This window comes from Streptomyces sp. NPDC014733, from assembly GCF_043083385.1.
GTDB lineage: Bacteria > Actinomycetota > Actinomycetes > Streptomycetales > Streptomycetaceae > Streptomyces.
The window spans coordinates 106042-123778 of record NZ_JBIBYO010000004.1; the positions used below are offsets into that span (position 1 = coordinate 106042).

Here is a 17737-nt window from a genome sequence, read left to right on the forward strand (position 1 = left end):
GTCCGGACCTCTCCCAGGCCCGGACCGGGGGCGCCCGCGTGCTCCGGGCCCCCGGCGCCGTCGCCCGGCCGGGTCTCCCGCCCGGAAATTGGGGTGCGCCGCGCCCCTCCCTTTGCCAAGCTGCCCCGATGGACCGTGAACAGATATCCCGGATCGCCCATGCCGAGCACCCGGTCAAGTCGCCGCTCGACGACGCCTCCGTCCACCGGCTGCTGGCGAGGGGCCTGCCGCGGGGGGACGAGCGGGTGCTCGACCTCGGGTGCGGGGGCGGGGAGTGGCTGCTGCGGGCCCTGGAGGCGCGGCCCGAGGCGTCGGCCACGGGCGTGGACCTCTCCGAGGACGCGCTGGCGCAGGCCCGGGAGGGGGCGCGGGCGCGGGGCGTCGCGGAACGGCTCGCGCTGCACCGGCAGCCGGCCGCGGAGTTCGTCTCCGCCGAACCGTTCGACCTGGTGCTGAGCGTCGGCGCGGCACACGCCTTCGGCGGACTGCTGCCCACACTGGCCGCGGCGCGCGAGCATCTCGCCCCCGGCGGCCGCGTGGTGATCGGCGACGGCTTCTGGGAGCGCACCCCGTCCCCGGAGGCCGTCGGGATGCTCGGGGACTTCGCCGACCTCGCGACCACGTTGGACCGTGTCGTCGCCGACGGCTGGACGCCCGTGGACGGCCACATCAGCACCCGCCAGGAGCTGGACGCCTACGAGTGGGCCTGCTGGGGCACGCTCGCCGCCTGGGCGCTGGACCACCCCGACGACCCCGGCAGCGCGGAGGCGCTCGCCACCGCGCACCTCCGCCGCTCCGAGTGGCTGCGCGCCTACCGGGACACCTGGGGTTTCCTCACGCTGGTCCTGCGGCGGACCCCGGACGGCCGCTGAAACCGCGGCACGCCCGGCCCGGCGGGGTGCCAACGCGCCGCCGGGCCGGTGGCCGTGGACCTGCCGGGTGCGGCGGCGAACCGTAGCCTGGGGGAAACGGCGCCGGGCGGCGCGGAGTGCGCGGCCGTCCGTGCGCGTTCCGCGTGCGCGTCGCGGGCACGGTGCGACGCCGCCCTGGACGGAGGATCGTGACGCGATGACGAATCTGGCGATCATCAGCGGGGGCCTGCGGGAGCCGTCCTCGACCCGGCTGCTCGCCGACCGGCTGGAGGCCGCGGTCCGCGCCGCGCTGGAGGACCGGGGGCAGGACGTCGACTCGTCGTTCGTGGAGCTGCGGCCGCTGGGCCGGGCGATCACGGACGCGATGCTGTCCGGTTTCCCCACCGGCCCGCTGGAGGAGGCGTTCGAGACGGTGGCGCGGGCCGACGGGGTGATCGCGGTGACGCCCGCCTTCAACGCCTCGTTCAGCGGACTCTTCAAGTCCTTCTTCGACGTGCTGCCGGAGGGGACGCTCGACGACATGCCGGTGCTCATGGCCGCCACCGGCGGTACGGAACGGCATTCGCTGGTGCTGGAGCACGCGATGCGGCCGATGTTCTCCTATCTGCACGCCGTCGTCTCACCCCGCGGTGTCTACGCCGCGACCAGCGATTTCGGCGCGGACACCGCCCAGCAGGGCACGGCGCTGCGCAACCGGGTCGAGGCCGCGGCGGCGGACTACGCCCGGCTGGTCCAGGGCTGCGGGGCGCGGGTGCGGCGCGACGAGTTCGAGGACGTCGTCCCGATGGAGCAGTTGCTGGGCGGCGGGGCGGCTTCCTGACGGACCGGCCGCCCGCGGCGCGGGGGGGGCCGGTCCGTACGTGCCGGGTGGTCTCGCTACGTGGCCTCCGGGCCGGCGCCGGGGTCCGCCTCCCGGGCCGCGACGGCCGGGTGGCGGGGTGCCGAGTCGGGTACCCCGGCCGGGCGGAGGGCCGCGAATTCCTTGCGGAGGACGGGGACGACCTCACCGCCGAGCAGATCGAGCTGTTCCAGGACGGTCTTCAGCGGCAATCCGGCGTGGTCCATCAGGAACAGCTGACGCTGGTAGTCGCCGACGGCGTCGCGGAAGCCGAGGGTCCGCTCGATGACCTGCTGCGGTGAGCCGACGGTCAGCGGCGTCTGCTCCGTGAACTCCTCCAGGGAAGGACCGTGCCCGTAGACCGGCGCGTTGTCGAAGTACGGGCGGAACTCACGGACCGCGTCCTGGGAGTTGGCGCGCAGGAACGCCTGGCCGCCGAGGCCGACGATGGCCTGGTCGGGGGCGCCGTGGCCGTGGTGGGTGAAGCGCTGCCGGTAGAGGCGGATCATCCGCTGGGTGTGGGACATGGGCCAGAAGATGTTGTTGTGGAAGAAGCCGTCGCCGTAGTACGCGGCCTGTTCCGCGATCTCCGGGGAGCGGATCGAACCGTGCCAGACGAACGGGGGAACGCCGTCCAGCGGCCGGGGCGTGGCGGTGAAGCCCTGCAGCGGACCGCGGAACTTGCCCTCCCAGTCGACCACGTCCTCCCGCCAGAGCCGGTGCAGCAGCGCGTAGTTCTCGATGGCGAGCGGGATGCCCTGGCGGATGTCCTGGCCGAACCAGGGGTAGACGGGCCCGGTGTTGCCGCGGCCCAGCATCAGGTCGACGCGGCCGTCGGCTAGGTGCTGGAGGTAGGCGAAGTCCTCGGCGATCTTCACGGGGTCGTTGGTGGTGATCAGCGTGGTGGAGGTGGACAGGACGATCCGTTCGGTGCGGGCCGCCAGATACCCGAGGAGGGTGGTGGGCGACGACGGTACGAACGGCGGATTGTGGTGCTCGCCGGTGGCGAACACGTCCAGACCGACCTCCTCGGCCTTGGCCGCGATGGCGAGCGTGGCCTTGATGCGCTCGTGCTCGCTCGGCGTACGGCCGGTGGTCGGGTCGGTCGTCACATCGCCGACGGTGAAGATGCCGAACTCCATGGTGACCGCCTCGCTCGGTTGCGTACTCAGGGTGCGGCCGCCCGCCCCGGTACTGCGGGACGACCGGCCGCCCGGTCTCCGGGACCGTCCGGACACCGGCCCTCGGCCCGGCCGGTCCCGGCCTCCGTGCCACCGGGCCCACGCCACAGCCAGGGTGTCATGCCACCCGTACGGCGGCATTCCGGGCCGGAGCGGGCGGCGAGCGCGGACCGGTCGCGGCGCCCGGGCGCGCTTTCCCGTCCGCTCCCCCGCACGGCGCGCCGTGCGGTGCGGGAGACTCGGCCCATGCTGACAGTGGGTTCCGTGGTGTTGGGGGTCTCGGACGTGCGCCGGGCCGCGGCGTTCTGGGGCGAGGCGCTGGGATACGTCCCCCGCGAGGAGATCGAGGACGACTGGGCGGTCCTCGTACCGGCCGCCGGGCACGGTGTGCAGGTGGCGCTGGGCCGGAGCGTGACGCCGGTCCAGGAGCGGCCGCGGGTCCATCTGGACCTCTACGCCGGGGACGCCGCCGACCAGGCCGCCGAGGTCGAACGGCTGGTGGGGCTGGGCGCCCGGCGGGTGGCGTGGGACCTCGCGCCGGACGACGCCGACTTCGTCGTCCTCGCCGACCCGGAGGGCAACCGCTTCTGCGTCATCGACACCGGGCGGCACTGAGCAGGACCGGCGGGCCGGTACCCGCACCGGCCCGCCCCGCCGGGAAGCCCCGGCGCACCCCGCCCCTCCCCCGCCACCGGGCACGGCACGGAGGCGCCCGCACGGGGGGGGCGGGGGCGGAGGGGCGGGAGACGCGCGGGCGGTTTCCCCGCCCTCGCGCTTTTCATGCGGGCGAGGGGCGTGTCCCACCTCACCGTCCGGAGGGCGGACGCACCGCCACCGCGGCGCCGGTCGGCCCGTAGGGTGGCCGGTGCAGCTGGTTCGCCCCGTCCGCCAGGCGGGTCGTCGTAAGAGGGAACCCGGTGGGAATCCGGGACTGCCCCGCAGCGGTGAGCGGGAACGACCGCCGTCATACGCACTGGGTCCGCAGGGCCCGGGAAGCGACGGCCAGTAGGTGTCCTCCTCCGAAGGACGTGCCCGCGAGTCCGAAGACCTGCCACCTGCCCGGGTGCGCACCCCGCGTGCCCGGACATCCCGGTGACCTCGTGGGCGGGTCGGCGTACACACACCAGGCGGAGGACCGCGCGGTCGTTTCCGTCCGGTCCGTCACCCCTTCGCGCTCCGTCCCGTCGCCGGGATCTCAGGGATTCATCTCGCGAAGGAGATCTCCGTGACCACCGAGTCCGCAGCCGCGGGAGCACGGGCCACCGTGTACGGCTACCCCCGTCAGGGGCAGAACCGGGAACTGAAGAAGGCCGTCGAGGGGTACTGGAAGGGCCGCGTCACCGCCGACGCGCTGCGCGCCACCGCCGCCGAGCTGCGTCGCACCCACTGGCAGCAGCTGGCCGACGCCGGTATCGGCACGGTCCCGACCGGCGACTTCTCGTACTACGACCATGTCCTCGACACCACCGTCATGGTGGGTGCGATCCCCGAGCGGCACCGCGAGGCCGTCGCCGCCGGCGCTTCCCCGCATTCCCCGCTCCGCCCGGACCCGGGATGCCCCCTTGACGTCTACTTCGCCATGGCGCGCGGTACGCAGGACGTCGCGCCGCTGGAGATGACCAAGTGGTTCGACACCAACTACCACTACCTGGTGCCCGAGCTGGGTCCGAACACGGTGTTCACGGCCGACTCCGGCAAGCAGGTGGGCGAGCTGACGGAGGCCCTGGCGCTGGGGCTGACGGCCCGTCCGGTGCTGGTGGGCCCGGTCACCTACCTCCTGCTGGCGAAGCCCGCCCCCGGGGTGGCCGCGGACTTCGACCCGCTGACGCTGCTGGACCGGCTGCTGCCGGTCTACGCCGAGGTCCTGGCCGATCTGCGGGCCGCCGGTGCCGGTTGGGTACAGCTGGACGAGCCTGCGCTGGTGGCGGACCGTACGCCCGCCGAACTGAACGCCGCCGCCCGCGCCTACCGTGCGCTGGGCGCCCTCACCGACCGGCCGAAGCTCCTCGTCGCCTCCTACTTCGACCGGCTCGGCGACGCGCTGCCGGTGCTGGCGAAGGCGCCGGTGGACGGGCTGGCACTGGACTTCACCGGGCCCGCCGCCGCCAACCTCGACGCGCTCGCCGCCGTCGGCGGGCTGCCCGGCAAGCGGCTGGTGGCCGGGGTCGTCGACGGCCGCAACATCTGGGTCAACGATCTGACCGCGTCGCTGACCACCCTCGGCACGCTGCTGGGGCTCGCCGACCGGGTCGACGTCGCGGCCTCCTGCTCGCTGCTGCACGTCCCCCTCGACACCACCGCCGAGCGGGACATCGACCCGCAGGTCCTGCGCTGGCTCGCCTTCGCCCGCCAGAAGGCCGCCGAGGTCGTCACCCTCGCCGAGGGCCTGGCGCGCGGCACCGGCGCGATCGCCGCCGAACTGGTCGCCAACAAGGCCGACCTGGCGTCCCGGGCGCGCTCCCCCCTCACCCGTGACCCGGTGGTCCGCGCCCGCGCCGCCGCCGTCACCGACGCGGACGCCCGCCGCTCGGAGCCGTACGCCGAGCGGGCCGCCGCCCAACGCGCCCACCTGGGACTGCCGCTGCTGCCGACGACGACCATCGGCTCGTTCCCGCAGACCACCGAGGTGCGCACCGCGCGGGCCGACCTGCGGGCCGGGCGGATCGGCACCGAAGGGTACGAGGAGCGGATCCGCACCGAGATCCGCGAGGTGCTGGCCTTCCAGGAGAAGGCCGGGCTGGACGTCCTGGTGCACGGCGAGCCCGAGCGCAACGACATGGTCCAGTACTTCGCCGAGCAGCTGACCGGCTACCTCGCCACGCGGCACGGATGGGTCCAGTCGTACGGCACCCGCTACGTCCGGCCGCCGATCCTGGCCGGCGACGTCTCCCGCCCCGGGCCGATGACGGTGCGCTGGACGACGTATGCGCAGTCCTGCACCGAGCGGCCCGTCAAGGGGATGCTGACCGGTCCGGTGACCATGCTGGCCTGGTCGTTCGTCCGCGACGACCAGCCGCTGGGCGACACCGCACGCCAGGTCGCGCTGGCGCTGCGCGACGAGGTCGGGGACCTGGAGGCAGCCGGTACGCCGGTCATCCAGGTGGACGAACCGGCGCTGCGCGAGACGCTGCCGCTGCGCGCCGCCGGCCGCGCCGGGTACCTGTCCTGGGCCACGGAGGCGTTCCGCCTCACCACCGGCGGGGTCCGTCCGGACACCCAGATCCACACGCACATGTGCTACGCCGAGTTCGGCGACATCGTGCAGGCCATCGACGATCTGGACGCCGACGTCATCAGCCTGGAGGCGGCCCGCTCCCACATGCAGGTCGCCCGCGAACTCGCCGCCCACGGCTACCCCCGCGAGGCGGGGCCGGGTGTCTACGACATCCACTCCCCGCGCGTACCGAGCGCCGAGGAGGCCGCCGCACTACTGCGGACCGGCCTCAAGGCGATCCCCGCCGAGCGCCTGTGGGTCAACCCCGACTGCGGCCTGAAGACCCGCGGCTGGGCCGAGACCCGCGCCTCCCTGGAGAACCTGGTCACCGCGGCCCGCACCGTCCGCGGTGAACTGGACGCCCTCTGACCGGGCAGGCCCGAGCGAACCCGAGGGGCCGGGACGCTTGCGGGTGTCCCGGCCCTGGTGGGTTACGGGAGGGGAGGGGGCGGGGTGCGGGCGGCCCGGGCCAGCAGGCCGGCGGCGCGCTCGATGTCGCTCCCGGTCGTGGTGCGGCCGACGCCGAGCCGCAGGGTGGCGCGGGCCTGCTCGCGGGTCAGCCCGATCGCGGTGAGGACGTGGGAGGGTTCGCCGCTGCCGGTGTTGCAGGCGGAGCCGGTGGCCGCGGCGACACCCGGTACACGGTCGAGGAGCTCGGCGGCCTCGGTGCCCGGCAGGGTGAGACTGAGGTTTCCGGGGAGTCTGCGGTGCGGATGTCCGTTGACGACGGCGCCGGGGATCGCTTCCAGGAGGCTGCGCTGCAGGCGGTCGCGCAACGCCCGGACATGGGACGGAGGCGGCAGCACACCGGCGGTGACGAGCTGGGCCGCGGCGCCGAAACCGACGAGTGCGGGGACATCCGGGGTGCCCGCCCGCAGCCCGCGTTCCTGCCCGCCACCGGTCAGCAGGCCGGTGACGCGGAGACCGTCGCGTACGTAGAGCGCTCCGCCCCCCTTGGGGCCGTGGAGTTTGTGCGCGGAAAGCGAGGCGAGATCGACGCCGAGGCCGGTGACGTCCAGCAGCTGCCAACCGGCGCTCTGGGCCGCGTCGGTGTGCAGGGCGATGCGCCGCGGTGCCGTGATTCCGGCGATGTCCGTGAGGTCCTGAAGTGTGCCGATCTCGTTGTTGGCATGCATCACCGACACCAGGACGGTGTCCCGTGTGAGAGCCGCCGCGATGTCCGCGGGGTCGACGCGGCCGTGGCGGTCGACGCCGACGCGGGTGAGCGTGTATCCGTGGTGGTCGACCAGCCGGTGGCAGGCGCCGAGGACCGCGCGGTGCTCCACCGCGGTGGTGACGACATGACCGCCGTACGGACGGGAGGCCAAGGCGGTTCCGATGATCGCGAGGTGGTCGGCCTCGGTGGCGCCGGAGGTGAAGACGATCTCGCGCTCGCTGCCGGCCCCGATCAACTCGGCGACGCGGCGGCGGGCGGTGCGGACGGCCCGCGCGGCGTCGCGTCCGAGGGCGTGCGGGCTGGAGGGGTTGCCGTACCCGCCGGTGAGGAACGGCAGCATCGCCTCCAGCACGCGCGGATCCAGGGGCGTGGTCGCCTGGTGGTCGAGGTAGATCGGTTCGGTGGTCACGCGATCCGCTCCTCGTCCCGGTCGGCCGGGGCCGTCGCGGCGTATTTGCGTGCGCCGTCGACCAGGTCCCAGTAGACGGTGCGGGCGCTGTCGAAGACGGAGAACGCGGTGGCCAGGCAGTGCCAGTTCCGGTTCGGCTGGGCCAGGGCGAGGAGGAAGGCGTCCTCGAACAGCCGCCGCGCGTAGCGGGCCAGCGCCTCGCGGGTCGGCTGGGGCCCGAAGAGCTGCCCGAAGCCGCGCTCCCGCAGCCATACCTCGGCGTGCGCGGGTCCGGCCGGGCCGTCCAGCTGCCCGCTGTCGGCGAGGGTCTGGGTGGCCAGCCGTTGGAGGCGGCGTCGGCGGCGGGCCGTCTCACCACCGGGGCAGCGGTCGCCGGTGAACCGCCACTCGTGCCAGCGGGGCGGTGTGTGGCGGGCCCAGTCGACACCGTCGAGGTGGGCGGTGACCTGCGGCGGGAGCTGGCCGCGGGTCAGGTCCGCGACGTCGTAGCCGGGACCGAGGGCCTCCAGGGTCAGGGTGCCGGTACGCCGCGGGCCGGGCCGGTCCATCCGGACGAGGACGGTCAGGCGGTTGGTGAAGCGGTTGGTCGGCTCGGCGAGTATCACTGCCCGGCCGTCCGCCAGCAGCCCGGCGGCGCGGGACGGGATCTCCTCTACGGGGAATGTGTTGCCGCCTCGGTGGTACCGCTTCTTCTCGACGCCCCCGTCCGAGCGGATCATCAGGCGTTCCGTACCGATCGCCGCGGCCAGCACCCGGGCGGCGGCACCGACCTCGGGTGCGCTGCGGCCGGGCTCCAGGAGGCAGGCGTTGAGGACGGGTAGCCGCAGCGTCCGCAGCAGGGCCATGGTCTGCCATTTCGGCCAGCGCCGGTCCGTGGCCGCCGCGGCCAGTTCGGTGGAGGCCAGGGTGTGTAACGGGCAGGGCGGTGAGGTCTGCATCGTGCCGTTCCCCCTTTCGTCCGTCAGGCGGCGTCGGTGAGTCCCAGGTCGGCGGAGAGGGCGACGAAGGTGCGCTCACGGTGCGCGGTGAACGGGTGGTCGCGCCAGTCGAAGACGGCGCCGACGCCGAGGTGGTCCGCGCAGACGCGGCGGACGAACTGGCGGGCGAAGCCTGCCGAGGGCCAGTAGTGGTGTTCCCCGGGCCGCGGCGAGAGATAGAGGTAGGAGCCGTCCCCGGCGGCCGGGAGTTCCGTCATGTCGGCGAGGCGCCGCGCGGGGCCGCCGACCCGTTCGTAGGCGGCGGTGACCGCATCCGGATCGGGGACGGGGATCAGGTGCAGATGGCAGTGGCTGCAGCAGGAGGCGCCGAGTTCGCCGTCGCGCGGGCCGTGCTCGGCCAGGACGACCGGTCCGTAGCGGGCCTGGATCAGCGCCCGCATCTCCTCCGTCTCCGCGGCCGCCCGCGCCAGCTCGCCGGGTCCGAGGTCGGCGGCGGCATCCAGGTGCGCCACCGGCATGAACAGACAGTAGCCGGGGGTGAAGGCGCCGACGGTCGGTAACAGCACCCACCCCGCGGCGGTCTCGGTGATGATCCTGGTCGTGCGCTCACGCAGCGCGAACTCGGTGCAGAACTGGCAGTCCATGGTCGCCTCCGGGTCGGACCGGCGAGAGGTTCACCGGCGTCGGGTGTCGGCTCTTCGAAGCGGTCGTACGGCCGGGCCGGCCAGCCGGCGTCCTGTGTGCGGAGCCGCGCGGGCCGTCGTGTCGTCCGGCCCTACGCGGTGGTCGGGGCGGTCGTCCGTGACGTGATCGGTACGGCGAGCAGCCGCATTTACGGAATAGGGGTCACCGCTGCGGAAAATGTTCTCCCGGAAAATCCGCGATTTCCATATATTCGGTTGGACATTTGAAGGTTTTCTCGGGGTGAAATGCGGAGAAGTTCAGTTCCGTTGGCCGCGTGGACAGTGCAAGCTGGTGGAGCCGCGGCAGGGAGGGGCGTGAGAGTGCCGTCATTACCGTCCGGGCCGCTGAAGGTGCCGGGCCCGCAGGGGTTCCGAGCCGATCTGCTGTCGTGCTCCCCCGACCTGCTGGACCTGACCTGGGACCAGATGCGGACGCTGATCGTCGTTCACGAGGCCGGAACCGCGCTGGCCGCGGCGAAGGTACTCGGACGTGAGCAATCCAGCGTGCAGAAGCAACTCGATATTCTCAATCGCAACTTCCAATCCCTGACCGGCGAGATGCTGGTGGTCAAACAAGGGCGCGGCAAAGATTTCCTGTTCACTCCGACCGGGCTGGAGGTCGTGGAAAGGGCGCGCGCCACCTTCGCCGACTGGCTGCGGGGCATCGCCGCCTCCCGTCGTCGCCTCGGTTCGACGCTGACGGTGGGGACCACCGAATTCACCCTCGGTTTCCTCGGCCGCGTCTGGGAGCGGGTGGCTCCGGCGCTGCTGGAGCGGGAGGTCGAGCTGAAAGTCGTACACGTCCGGACCCGAGACTTCTGGAAGCACCTGGATTCCAGCCAGGTCGACCTGTTGTGCGGTGGTCTCGCGGCCGACGCCGCCACCGGGCGGGTCGCCCCCGCGTACGACTTCCTCGAATGGCACCGCGAGGGTCTGGCCCTCCTCACCAACCTGCCGGTGCGTGAACTCGCCGTCAAAACCGTCGGCGTTGATCGGCTGCGGAGCCTGCCGCTGGTCATCCCGTCCCGAGGGGTGATCACCGACTTCGTCGAGCGCTGGTACGGCCCGGATTTCCGCTCGCAGCTGCAGATCGCTGCCGAGATCGACGACATCTACTACGGCCTGGCCCTGCTGCGGAGCCGGATGACCTACGGCTGCATGCTCTGCGCCCGCTCCATAGGCCAGGCGGCCGTCGACGGGCGCCTGCCGACCAGCGAGGACTTCCGGCTCATCGAGTTCGCCGACGACTTCGCCCCCGCGCTCCGGCTGGTCTCCGGCGTCTTCGCCCGCAAGGGCGAGCGTGAGACCTACGACGCCTGCCACCCGCTGAACATCCTGTGGAACGCCTTCCGTGAGGAGGCCGCGTCCGGCAAGCCCCTGCCCCTGTGACCCCGAGGACCCTCTCGTGCTGCTGGCCTCCGTCAATCTCGACAAACGCCTGGGCGCCGTGGGCGCCCGCTCCCGTTTCGCCGCCTGGCTGCGCACACGCGGTGTCCGGGCCCTGCTCGCGCAGGAACCGTACAAACCGGCCGACCGAACCCCGCCCGCGCTGGACGGCTTCACCTTCGCCGGCGGCGACGGTCACCTCGCCACCTGGGTCCGTGAGGATCTGGCCACACCGGCCGTCTCGTCTCCCGGCGCCTGGGTACAGCGGATCGAACTGGAGTGGCTCGTCGTCCTGCAGGTGCATCTCGACGCCCGTTCCGGCTCCGCCCGGACCGCTCAGCTCGCCGAGTTGGGGGCGATGGCCGCAGCCGAGGATGGCCGCCCGCTGCTGATCTGCGGTGACTTCAACCTCGCGCCGCGCCTCGAGGACGGCCGGTACGGCGAGGAGTTCAGCGGCTTCACCACCGAGGCGGAACGGGTACGGCTGCGGCAGCTGACGGACGGAGCCGGACTGGTCGACACCACCGCCGGTACGGATCCCGTCTTCACCTTCGAACGCGTCCTGCCAGGCGGACCCAGCCGCTTCCGCTGCGACCTCGCCCTGCTCAGTGACCATCTGACGGCGACGACCACGGTCCGCGCCGACGCGGCGGTCCGCAGCGGTCACACGGCGTTCACGGACCACTCCGCGCTGCTGATCGACCTGCCCGTCACCCTCCCCGCGGCCGAGCCGGACGATGTGCTCTTCGCACTGAGCGATCTCACCGGCGACGCTCCGGTCACCGCCCCGCACGCCCGGCGGACGTATCAGCCGCACAAGACCGCGATGGCCCGCCAGGCGCCGTCCGCGGCCGCCAGGGCGGTGACCGTGCATCTGACCGGACCGCTCAGCGTCAGAACGGTCCTGGATCACGGCTGCGGCCGTGGCGCCGATGTCGTCCACTACCGCTCGGCCGGGCTGGATGCCGAGGGCTTCGACCCGTACGAAGGTTTCGGCCGGCCTCGCCCGCGACGGACCGGATTCGACCTGGTCACCTCGGTGTTCGTGCTGAATGTGCTGGCCGACCCCTGGCAGCGGATCCGGGCCCTCAAGGATGCGGCGTCCTACGTCCGGCCCGGCGGGCACCTCGTGGTCGTCACCCGCTCACCCGAGGAGATCGCCAGGGCCGCCGCGGACGGCGGGTGGACCACCCATCACGACAGCTACTGGTCGCACCGGAGCAGGGGGACCGTCCAGCGCGGTATCGGACCGGACGAGATCGTCGCGCTCGGCCGCCGGGCCGGCCTCGTCCCCGCCGTCGGCGCCCCGGCCTTCGAGCTGACAGGGGCCTGTCACGCCACGCTGACCAGGCCCGGCGGGTGAGCGGGAAACGGCCGAACCGTGCCACCGCCCCCTACCCCAGGCCCCTCACCGATTCCCCGTCCACACCACACGCTCGGTGAAGCCGCCCCTTTCCCGGGCCTTGGCCTCGCGGATCTTCTCCAGTTGGCCGGGGGCGACACCGAGATCGGCGGCGAGTGCGCGGACGACCTCCAGGACATCTGCCAGCTCTTCCACCGCGTCGGCCTCGTCCGCCGCGAGGAACTCGGCGACCTCCTCGCCGAGCTTCTCCCGCAGGCGGCTGCGGTACTCCTCCGGACCGGCGGTCCGGACGAGCGGCTCGGCGCCCTCGTCCCGGATGATCTGCGGGATCCGGTCGCGTACCAACTTGCCGGCCGTGCTGTAGCGGTTCACCTGCTGCACCCGTCGCCGCGGAGCGGTCGCCGAACCGCCGCCCCTCATGCCGCCGCAGCCTAGGGAAGTCGCCACTCATCTGACCAGACGCCACCGGGAACCCACCCGTACGGAGGGGCGCGCCTCCCCCCGGGGTGACGCCGCCCCGCCGACGCGAGGTGCGGGTGCGCCTGGCCCGGCCCGCGAACCCGGCATCCGGGTCCGCCGCTCCCTCACCTCGGCGAGGCGTACGCGCCGGAGCTGCGGTCCTCGGGCGAGCTGTACGCGCCGCGCGGTCTGATGGACGATGTGTCCGGCTTCGTCCGCCACCACGTGAAGAGGGCGCTGCGGAATCCGCGTGTCCGGCCCGGTTCGGCGCCGCGGAGACGGAGGCCGGTCCGGAGATCCCGGCGGCGCTGTCGCCGGGCGCGGGCGAGAATCACGGCTTCTGCTCCGGATCCGGCTCGCCCTCCGGCATGGGCGAGCCGGAGCGCACCGCCGACGACCACTGGAATTTCTGAAAGGTTCACACATGACCGGCAACTCCCGTGTCCCCGCTCCCCGGGACACTCCCGCCGCTCCGGCCGGCGGTTCCTGTGTGCTGCTCAAGCACGGCGAGGTCTTCCTCAAGGGGCGCAACCGCCACCGGTTCATCGAGCGGCTGCACGACAATCTGCGGATCGCGCTGCGCGGCATCGGCGGCTCCACCTGGATCAAGGGGGCGCAGAACATCACCGTGGTGGGCGGTGAGGTGCCGCTGGAGGCGTTGGTGGAGCGGGCCCGGCGGGTCGTCGGGTTCCACTGCGTCGAGCCCGCCGTACGGACACCGTCCACCATGGAGGACGTGACCACGGCGGCCGTCGCGGCGCTGCGGGCGGTCTGCGCGCAGCGGCGGGTGCGCAGTTTCGCGGTGCGGGTGCGGCGGCGGAACAAGGACTTCCCGCTGACGTCGTCGAAGATGGCGGTGCATCTGGGGTCGCGGATCCAGGCGGCGGTGGCGGGGCTGCCCGTCGATCTGACGAGGCCCGACGTCACCCTCTCGGTGGAGATCGACCACCGGGAGACCTATCTGTCGTGGGAACGCCACCGCGGGCTGAGCGGGCTGCCGGTCGGCTCCAGCGGGCGGGCGCTGGTGCTGCTGTCCGGCGGGTACGACTCGCCGGTGGCCGCGCACCGGGCCATGCGGCGCGGCCTGGCCTGCGATTTCGTGCACTTCAGCGGGGCGCCGTACACCAACGCCTCCTCGGTCTACAAGGCGTATGCGCTGGCCCGGGAGCTGAACCGCAGCCAGCCGCCGGGAGCGCTGCATGTGGTGGCGCTCGGCTCGGCGCAGAAGCAGCTCGCGGTGGCGGGGGCGGGACGGCTCCAGGTGGTCGCGCAACGGCGGCTGATGGTGCGTACCGCCTCGGCGCTGGCGGCGCGGACCGGGGCCGAGGCGCTGGTGACGGGCGACAGCCTGGGACAGGTGGCGAGCCAGACGCTGGCGAACATGGTCGCGGTGGACGAGGCGGCCCGGCTGCCGGTGCTGCGGCCGCTGATCGGCTGGGAGAAGCAGGAGATCATCGACGAGGCGCGGGCGATCGGTACGGCCGAGGTGTCGGTCCTGCCGGACGAGGACTGCTGCTCACTGCTGGCCCCGCCGCAGGTCAGCACCCGGGCCGGGCTGCCACAGCTGCGCTCTGTGGAGCGGCGGCTGGAGATGGACGAGGTGATCGAGGCGCTGCTGGAGTCGGCGCAGGTGCTGCGGCCCGGGGAGGACGCGACGGCACCGGCGAAGGGCGGCGGCTGCCCGGCGCCCGCCTGAGTGGGACCGCTGCGTCCGCCCGTTCCTCAGGGCCTGTCCGTCCGCCCGTTCTCGTACCGACGGGGAGCGGGCGGTTTCCGTGACGGCGGCCTGCGCGGTGGGCGCCGGGGTGGGGTGCGTGGCGGACGCGTTCCGGTGTCAGGTGCCGGGCGGGAGGGTGAAGTCGAAGACGGCGGAGTCGAAGGCCGCGTACTCCTCGTAGCCGAGGAGTTCGTAGAGCCGGGAGCGGGTCTGCATGCGTGGGAGCAGGGACTTCTGGGTGCCTTCGGCGGCGAGGGTGCGCAGCCCGTCCTCGACGGCGCCCATCGCCAGGCGCAGCAGGGTGACGGGGTAGAGCGCGATGTCGTAGCCGAGGTTCTCCAGGGTGCGGGTGTCGAGGAGCGGGGTCTTGCCGAACTCCGTCATGTTGGCGAGCAGCGGGACGTCGACGGCGGCGCGGAAGGCCGCGAACTCCCGCTCGTCGGCGAGGGCTTCGGGGAAGATCGCGTCGGCGCCGGCGTCGATGTACGCCTTGGCGCGGTCGATCGCGGCGGGCAGTCCCTCGGCGGAGCGGGCGTCGGTGCGGGCCATCAGGAGGAAGTCCGGGTCGCGGCGGGCGTCGACGGCGGCACGGATGCGGCGGGTCATCTCCTCGCGCGAGGTGACGGTCTTGCCGTCGAGGTGGCCGCAGCGCTTGGGGTTGATCTGGTCCTCCAGGTGGAGTCCGGCGAGGCCCGCGTCCTCCATCAGCTGGACGGTGCGGGCCGCGTTCATCGGCTCGCCGAAGCCGGTGTCGGCGTCGATGAGGACCGGCAGGTCGGTGGCGCGGGTGGTCTGCTGGGCGCGGGCGGCGATCTCGGTGGCGGTGGTCAGGCCGATGTCGGGCAGGCCGAGGTCGGCGGCGAGGACCGCGCCGGAGAGGTACGTGGCCTCGAAGCCGGTGTCCTGGACGATCCGCGCGGAGAGCGGGTTGAGGGCGCCGGGCACGGCCAGCAGGCGGCCGGTGGCGAGCCGTTCGCGCAGCGCGCGGCGGCGCCCGGCCGGGGTGGTGCGGGTGTGCAGCATCAGAACAGGCCCTTCGGGAGGTCCGCGTCGCGGGCGGCGACGGTGTCGGTGTCGACGGCGGGGAAGAGTCCGTCGAGGCCGGGCGCGGTCAGGGGGCAGGTGTGCTGGGCGACGGCGAGCAGCGGCGGGATGTTGTCGCCGGGGTGGGAGTGGTCGGCGGCCAGGTAGGTGTCGTGGTGGTCGGGTGCGCGGACGGCGGTGCCGTTGGCCCAGGCGGCCCACTCGGGTGAGACGCGGGCGCGGGAGCCGAAGACCGAGGTGCCGGGCGACGGGTCGCGGTGGGCGGTGGCCTGGGTGCGGGCGACGGCCACCGTTCCCGGATACGGATTCCGTACGCCGCAGCGCCGCGCATCCGCGGAAGAGGCGCGGGGCGCGGATGTTAGCTTCGCAAGCGGTGAGGCCGCGCCGCGGGAGCGCGGGGCCCGCGACGGGAGGTGCGTGACGGCCCGGGGAGCGCCCGGCCGTGAGGTCCCGGCCCACGCCGTGTTGCGGCGGCCGCGCCGGGAGCGCGGTGGGCACCGGGTCTGCCCGGCCCGCGCCCTGACGGCCGCCGGCTACGCCCAGCCGCTGCGGGAAGCTCCGTCCCGTACCGAGTCGTCCACCGCGCCATCCTGCCCGCAGCGCCGAAGGAGCCCTCGTGACCAGCCGTGTTCTGCTCGTCTCCGCCGCCATGACCGCGTCGCTGCGCCGGGCGGCGTTCGACGACGGTGATCCGCTGGACGCCTCGGGGGCGGCGCAGGCCCGGGCGGCGGCCGGGGCGCTGCCCGCCGCGGAGGCGGTGGTGACCTCCCCGAGCGTGCGCTGCCGGGAGACCGCCGAGGCCCTCGGGCTGGCCCCGGACGACGCCCCGGCGGAGCTGGCCGGGCTGGACGCCGGGCACTGGCGCGGCCGCACCCTGGAGGAGGTCGCCGCGGCCGAACCGGAGGCGGTGGCGCGCTGGCTGGCCGATCCGGAGGCGGCGGTCCCCGGCGGGGAGTCGGTGGCGGACGCCTGCGCGCGGGTGGCGCTCTGGCTGGACGCGCTGCGGCCCGCGGCGGGCCGGATCGTGGCGGTGGTGGAGCCGGAGGTGGTGCGGGCGGCGGCCGTCCATGCGACGGGCGCGCCCGCCTCCGCGTTCTGGCGGTTCGACGTACCACCGCTGACCTGCACGGAGTTGACCGGCCGGGCTGGGCGCTGGAACCTCCGGCTCGGCGGGCCGCTCGCCGCCGGGTGACGGCACCCGGGTGGGCCAGGCCCGCCGGCGCATACGGAAGGGCCCCCGGCCGGCTGCCGGGGCCCTTCCGCACGGACGGCTCGTCTCACCGGCCGGCCGGTACCGCCCGGTCGGGGGCGGCCGGTTCCGGGCGCAGCAGCCGCTGGGCCAACTCGCCGAAGAGCAGCCCGAACCCGGCCCACAGGGTGAGCTGCATGCCGAGGGCGGAGAGCCGGAAGCGCCACAGCAGCGTCGCCGGGAAGTGCTCCGGCACCTCGTCGATCACGGGCAGGAAGGCGTAGGCGAGAGCGATGACCACGGCGAAGGCGAGGACGGCCACGACCGTGGCGTACCAGGTGCCGACGCGGGGCGCGAGCCGCCTGCCCAGGAGGGTGGCGGCGAGCGCGAGGACCACGCTGAGCAGCATCATCAGGAAGTACAGGGCGGTCCGCTTTCCGATGGTGTCGGCGTCGCCGACGGCGGGCGGGTTGGCCGGGTACTTCAGGAACGGGACGACGTGGACGGTGAGCAGGGCGCAGCCGGCGAGCAGCAGCGCGGTGGCGCGGGGACCGAAGCGGCCCACCCGGCCGAGGGCGAAGCAGTAGGCGAGCGCGGCGATGCCGCCGAAGGCGACGCCGTGGACGAGGACGCCGGTGGCCAGGCCCGCGGTGGACTGCAGGCTGCGGGAGACGAGTTCGGCCTCGTCGCCGTGGGAGTGCCCGGCGTGGGCCTCCTCGAAGCCGATGGCGCTGTTGACGTTCGGCTCGCCGAGGACGTAGGCGACGATCAGGGCGAGCAGGCCGGCCCCCAGGCCGGCGAGCATGCCCCGGACGAGCAGATGACGGACGGTGGTGGAGTTCATGGAGATCGCGGCGCCCCTCGCGTCAGTGGCAGGGGAAGCCGAGCAGGTGACGGGCGTCGTGCACCCATTCATGAACCCCCGCGCCCTGGAACACGGAGGTGGCGCCCTGCTCGGCGCCGACGAAGTAGAGCAGAACCAGCATCAGGATGCCGGCGAAGACCGCCCAGGGGGCGACCGTCTTGAGCGGAAGCTTGGCGGGTATCGCGGGAGCGGCGGTCGGCTGGGCGAAGGGCTGCGCCATGGCGGTGCCTCCTTTGGGAGTTCGCGTCCCATCTCGGTGGTGCACAGGACGACGGCCCCGGGTCTGACTCACACGCCGCCCGTCCGTGCGGAGGGGCGGCGTGCACACAGTGGCGCGACCGTGCCGGAATTGCACCGGCTTCCGTCGTGCCGTCGTCGATATCGCACCGAAGGTACCGCGTG

The 17737-nt window shown here is 73.6% G+C and carries 16 protein-coding genes, 1 pseudogene and 2 riboswitches; of the genes and pseudogenes, 8 read left to right on the plus strand and 9 right to left on the minus strand.

Annotation, left to right across the window (positions count from 1 at the left end):
• Window positions 1-128 precede the first annotated feature (128 nt).
• Window positions 129-872 carry an SAM-dependent methyltransferase gene (locus tag ACF1BH_RS11865; protein ID WP_391642305.1) on the plus strand — a complete coding sequence of 248 codons (744 nt, stop codon included), beginning with the start codon at window positions 129-131 and terminating at the stop codon, window positions 870-872.
• A gap of 196 nt (window positions 873-1068) precedes the next feature.
• Window positions 1069-1692 carry an FMN reductase gene (locus ACF1BH_RS11870; RefSeq protein ID WP_391642306.1) on the plus strand — a complete coding sequence of 208 codons (624 nt, stop codon included), beginning with the start codon at window positions 1069-1071 and terminating at the stop codon, window positions 1690-1692.
• Window positions 1693-1748: 56 nt separating this feature from the next.
• On the opposite strand, the gene ACF1BH_RS11875 is transcribed toward ACF1BH_RS11870, so the two are convergent.
• On the minus strand, window positions 1749-2852 hold the full coding sequence (locus ACF1BH_RS11875; RefSeq protein WP_391642307.1) for an LLM class flavin-dependent oxidoreductase: 1104 nt from the start codon (window positions 2850-2852) through the stop codon (window positions 1749-1751).
• Window positions 2853-3137: 285 nt separating this feature from the next.
• Here ACF1BH_RS11875 and ACF1BH_RS11880 point away from each other — a divergent pair, with 285 nt between their 5' ends.
• Window positions 3138-3506 carry a VOC family protein gene (locus ACF1BH_RS11880; RefSeq protein WP_391642308.1) on the plus strand — a complete coding sequence of 123 codons (369 nt, stop codon included), beginning with the start codon at window positions 3138-3140 and terminating at the stop codon, window positions 3504-3506.
• Between the two features lie 288 nt (window positions 3507-3794).
• A riboswitch (cobalamin riboswitch) is annotated at window positions 3795-3941 on the plus strand.
• A 175-nt stretch (window positions 3942-4116) separates the two neighbouring features.
• A complete protein-coding gene (gene metE / locus ACF1BH_RS11885) occupies window positions 4117-6474 on the plus strand; it encodes a 5-methyltetrahydropteroyltriglutamate--homocysteine S-methyltransferase (protein ID WP_391642309.1) in 2358 nt (785 codons plus the stop codon).
• Window positions 6475-6536: 62 nt separating this feature from the next.
• Here metE and ACF1BH_RS11890 read toward each other — a convergent pair whose 3' ends face one another.
• From ACF1BH_RS11890 to ACF1BH_RS11900, 3 genes are read right to left on the minus strand one after another with little or no spacing between them, the layout of a single operon-like run.
• Window positions 6537-7691 carry a cysteine desulfurase family protein gene (locus ACF1BH_RS11890; protein ID WP_391642310.1) on the minus strand — a complete coding sequence of 385 codons (1155 nt, stop codon included), beginning with the start codon at window positions 7689-7691 and terminating at the stop codon, window positions 6537-6539.
• Window positions 7688-8629 (minus strand): hypothetical protein, encoded by a 942-nt coding sequence (locus ACF1BH_RS11895; protein WP_391642311.1) that lies wholly within the window; start codon window positions 8627-8629, stop codon window positions 7688-7690. The genes ACF1BH_RS11890 and ACF1BH_RS11895 overlap by 4 nt, the downstream gene beginning before the upstream one ends.
• A gap of 23 nt (window positions 8630-8652) precedes the next feature.
• Complete coding sequence (locus tag ACF1BH_RS11900; RefSeq protein WP_391642312.1) at window positions 8653-9273, minus strand: hypothetical protein; 621 nt, start codon at window positions 9271-9273, stop codon at window positions 8653-8655.
• 360 nt (window positions 9274-9633) lie between these two features.
• Here ACF1BH_RS11900 and ACF1BH_RS11905 point away from each other — a divergent pair, with 360 nt between their 5' ends.
• Both ACF1BH_RS11905 and ACF1BH_RS11910 read left to right on the plus strand, forming a co-directional pair.
• Window positions 9634-10701: a LysR family transcriptional regulator gene (locus ACF1BH_RS11905; protein ID WP_391642313.1), complete on the plus strand. Its 1068-nt coding sequence runs from the start codon at window positions 9634-9636 to the stop codon at window positions 10699-10701.
• A gap of 16 nt (window positions 10702-10717) precedes the next feature.
• The gene (locus ACF1BH_RS11910; protein WP_391642314.1) at window positions 10718-12061 is read left to right on the plus strand and encodes a methyltransferase domain-containing protein; all 1344 of its coding nucleotides are present in this window, start codon (window positions 10718-10720) and stop codon (window positions 12059-12061) included.
• Window positions 12062-12106: 45 nt separating this feature from the next.
• Here ACF1BH_RS11910 and ACF1BH_RS11915 read toward each other — a convergent pair whose 3' ends face one another.
• Window positions 12107-12433, minus strand: a complete 327-nt coding sequence (locus tag ACF1BH_RS11915; protein WP_391642315.1) for a nucleoside triphosphate pyrophosphohydrolase — start codon at window positions 12431-12433, stop codon at window positions 12107-12109.
• 511 nt (window positions 12434-12944) lie between these two features.
• Here ACF1BH_RS11915 and thiI point away from each other — a divergent pair.
• The gene (gene thiI, locus ACF1BH_RS11920) at window positions 12945-14216 is read left to right on the plus strand and encodes a tRNA uracil 4-sulfurtransferase ThiI (RefSeq protein WP_391642316.1); all 1272 of its coding nucleotides are present in this window, start codon (window positions 12945-12947) and stop codon (window positions 14214-14216) included.
• A gap of 138 nt (window positions 14217-14354) precedes the next feature.
• Here thiI and prpB read toward each other — a convergent pair whose 3' ends face one another.
• Window positions 14355-15260 (minus strand): methylisocitrate lyase, encoded by a 906-nt coding sequence (gene prpB, locus ACF1BH_RS11925; RefSeq protein ID WP_391642317.1) that lies wholly within the window; start codon window positions 15258-15260, stop codon window positions 14355-14357.
• A 50-nt stretch (window positions 15261-15310) separates the two neighbouring features.
• Window positions 15311-15571 (minus strand): annotated as a pseudogene (locus ACF1BH_RS11930) (MmgE/PrpD family protein); the annotation flags it as partial.
• Between the two features lie 326 nt (window positions 15572-15897).
• On the opposite strand from ACF1BH_RS11930, the gene ACF1BH_RS11935 reads away from it, so the two are divergent.
• Window positions 15898-16473, plus strand: coding sequence for a histidine phosphatase family protein (locus ACF1BH_RS11935; protein WP_391642318.1), 576 nt, complete (start codon window positions 15898-15900; stop codon window positions 16471-16473).
• An 85-nt stretch (window positions 16474-16558) separates the two neighbouring features.
• Here the strand turns inward: ACF1BH_RS11935 and ACF1BH_RS11940 are convergent, their stop codons facing one another.
• Entirely contained in the window at window positions 16559-17314 is a 756-nt protein-coding gene (locus ACF1BH_RS11940) for a CbtA family protein (RefSeq protein ID WP_391642319.1), read from the minus strand.
• Window positions 17315-17336: 22 nt separating this feature from the next.
• Complete coding sequence (locus ACF1BH_RS11945; protein ID WP_391642320.1) at window positions 17337-17555, minus strand: CbtB-domain containing protein; 219 nt, start codon at window positions 17553-17555, stop codon at window positions 17337-17339.
• 61 nt (window positions 17556-17616) lie between these two features.
• Window positions 17617-17698: riboswitch (cobalamin riboswitch) on the minus strand.
• Window positions 17699-17737: the final 39 nt, after the last annotated feature.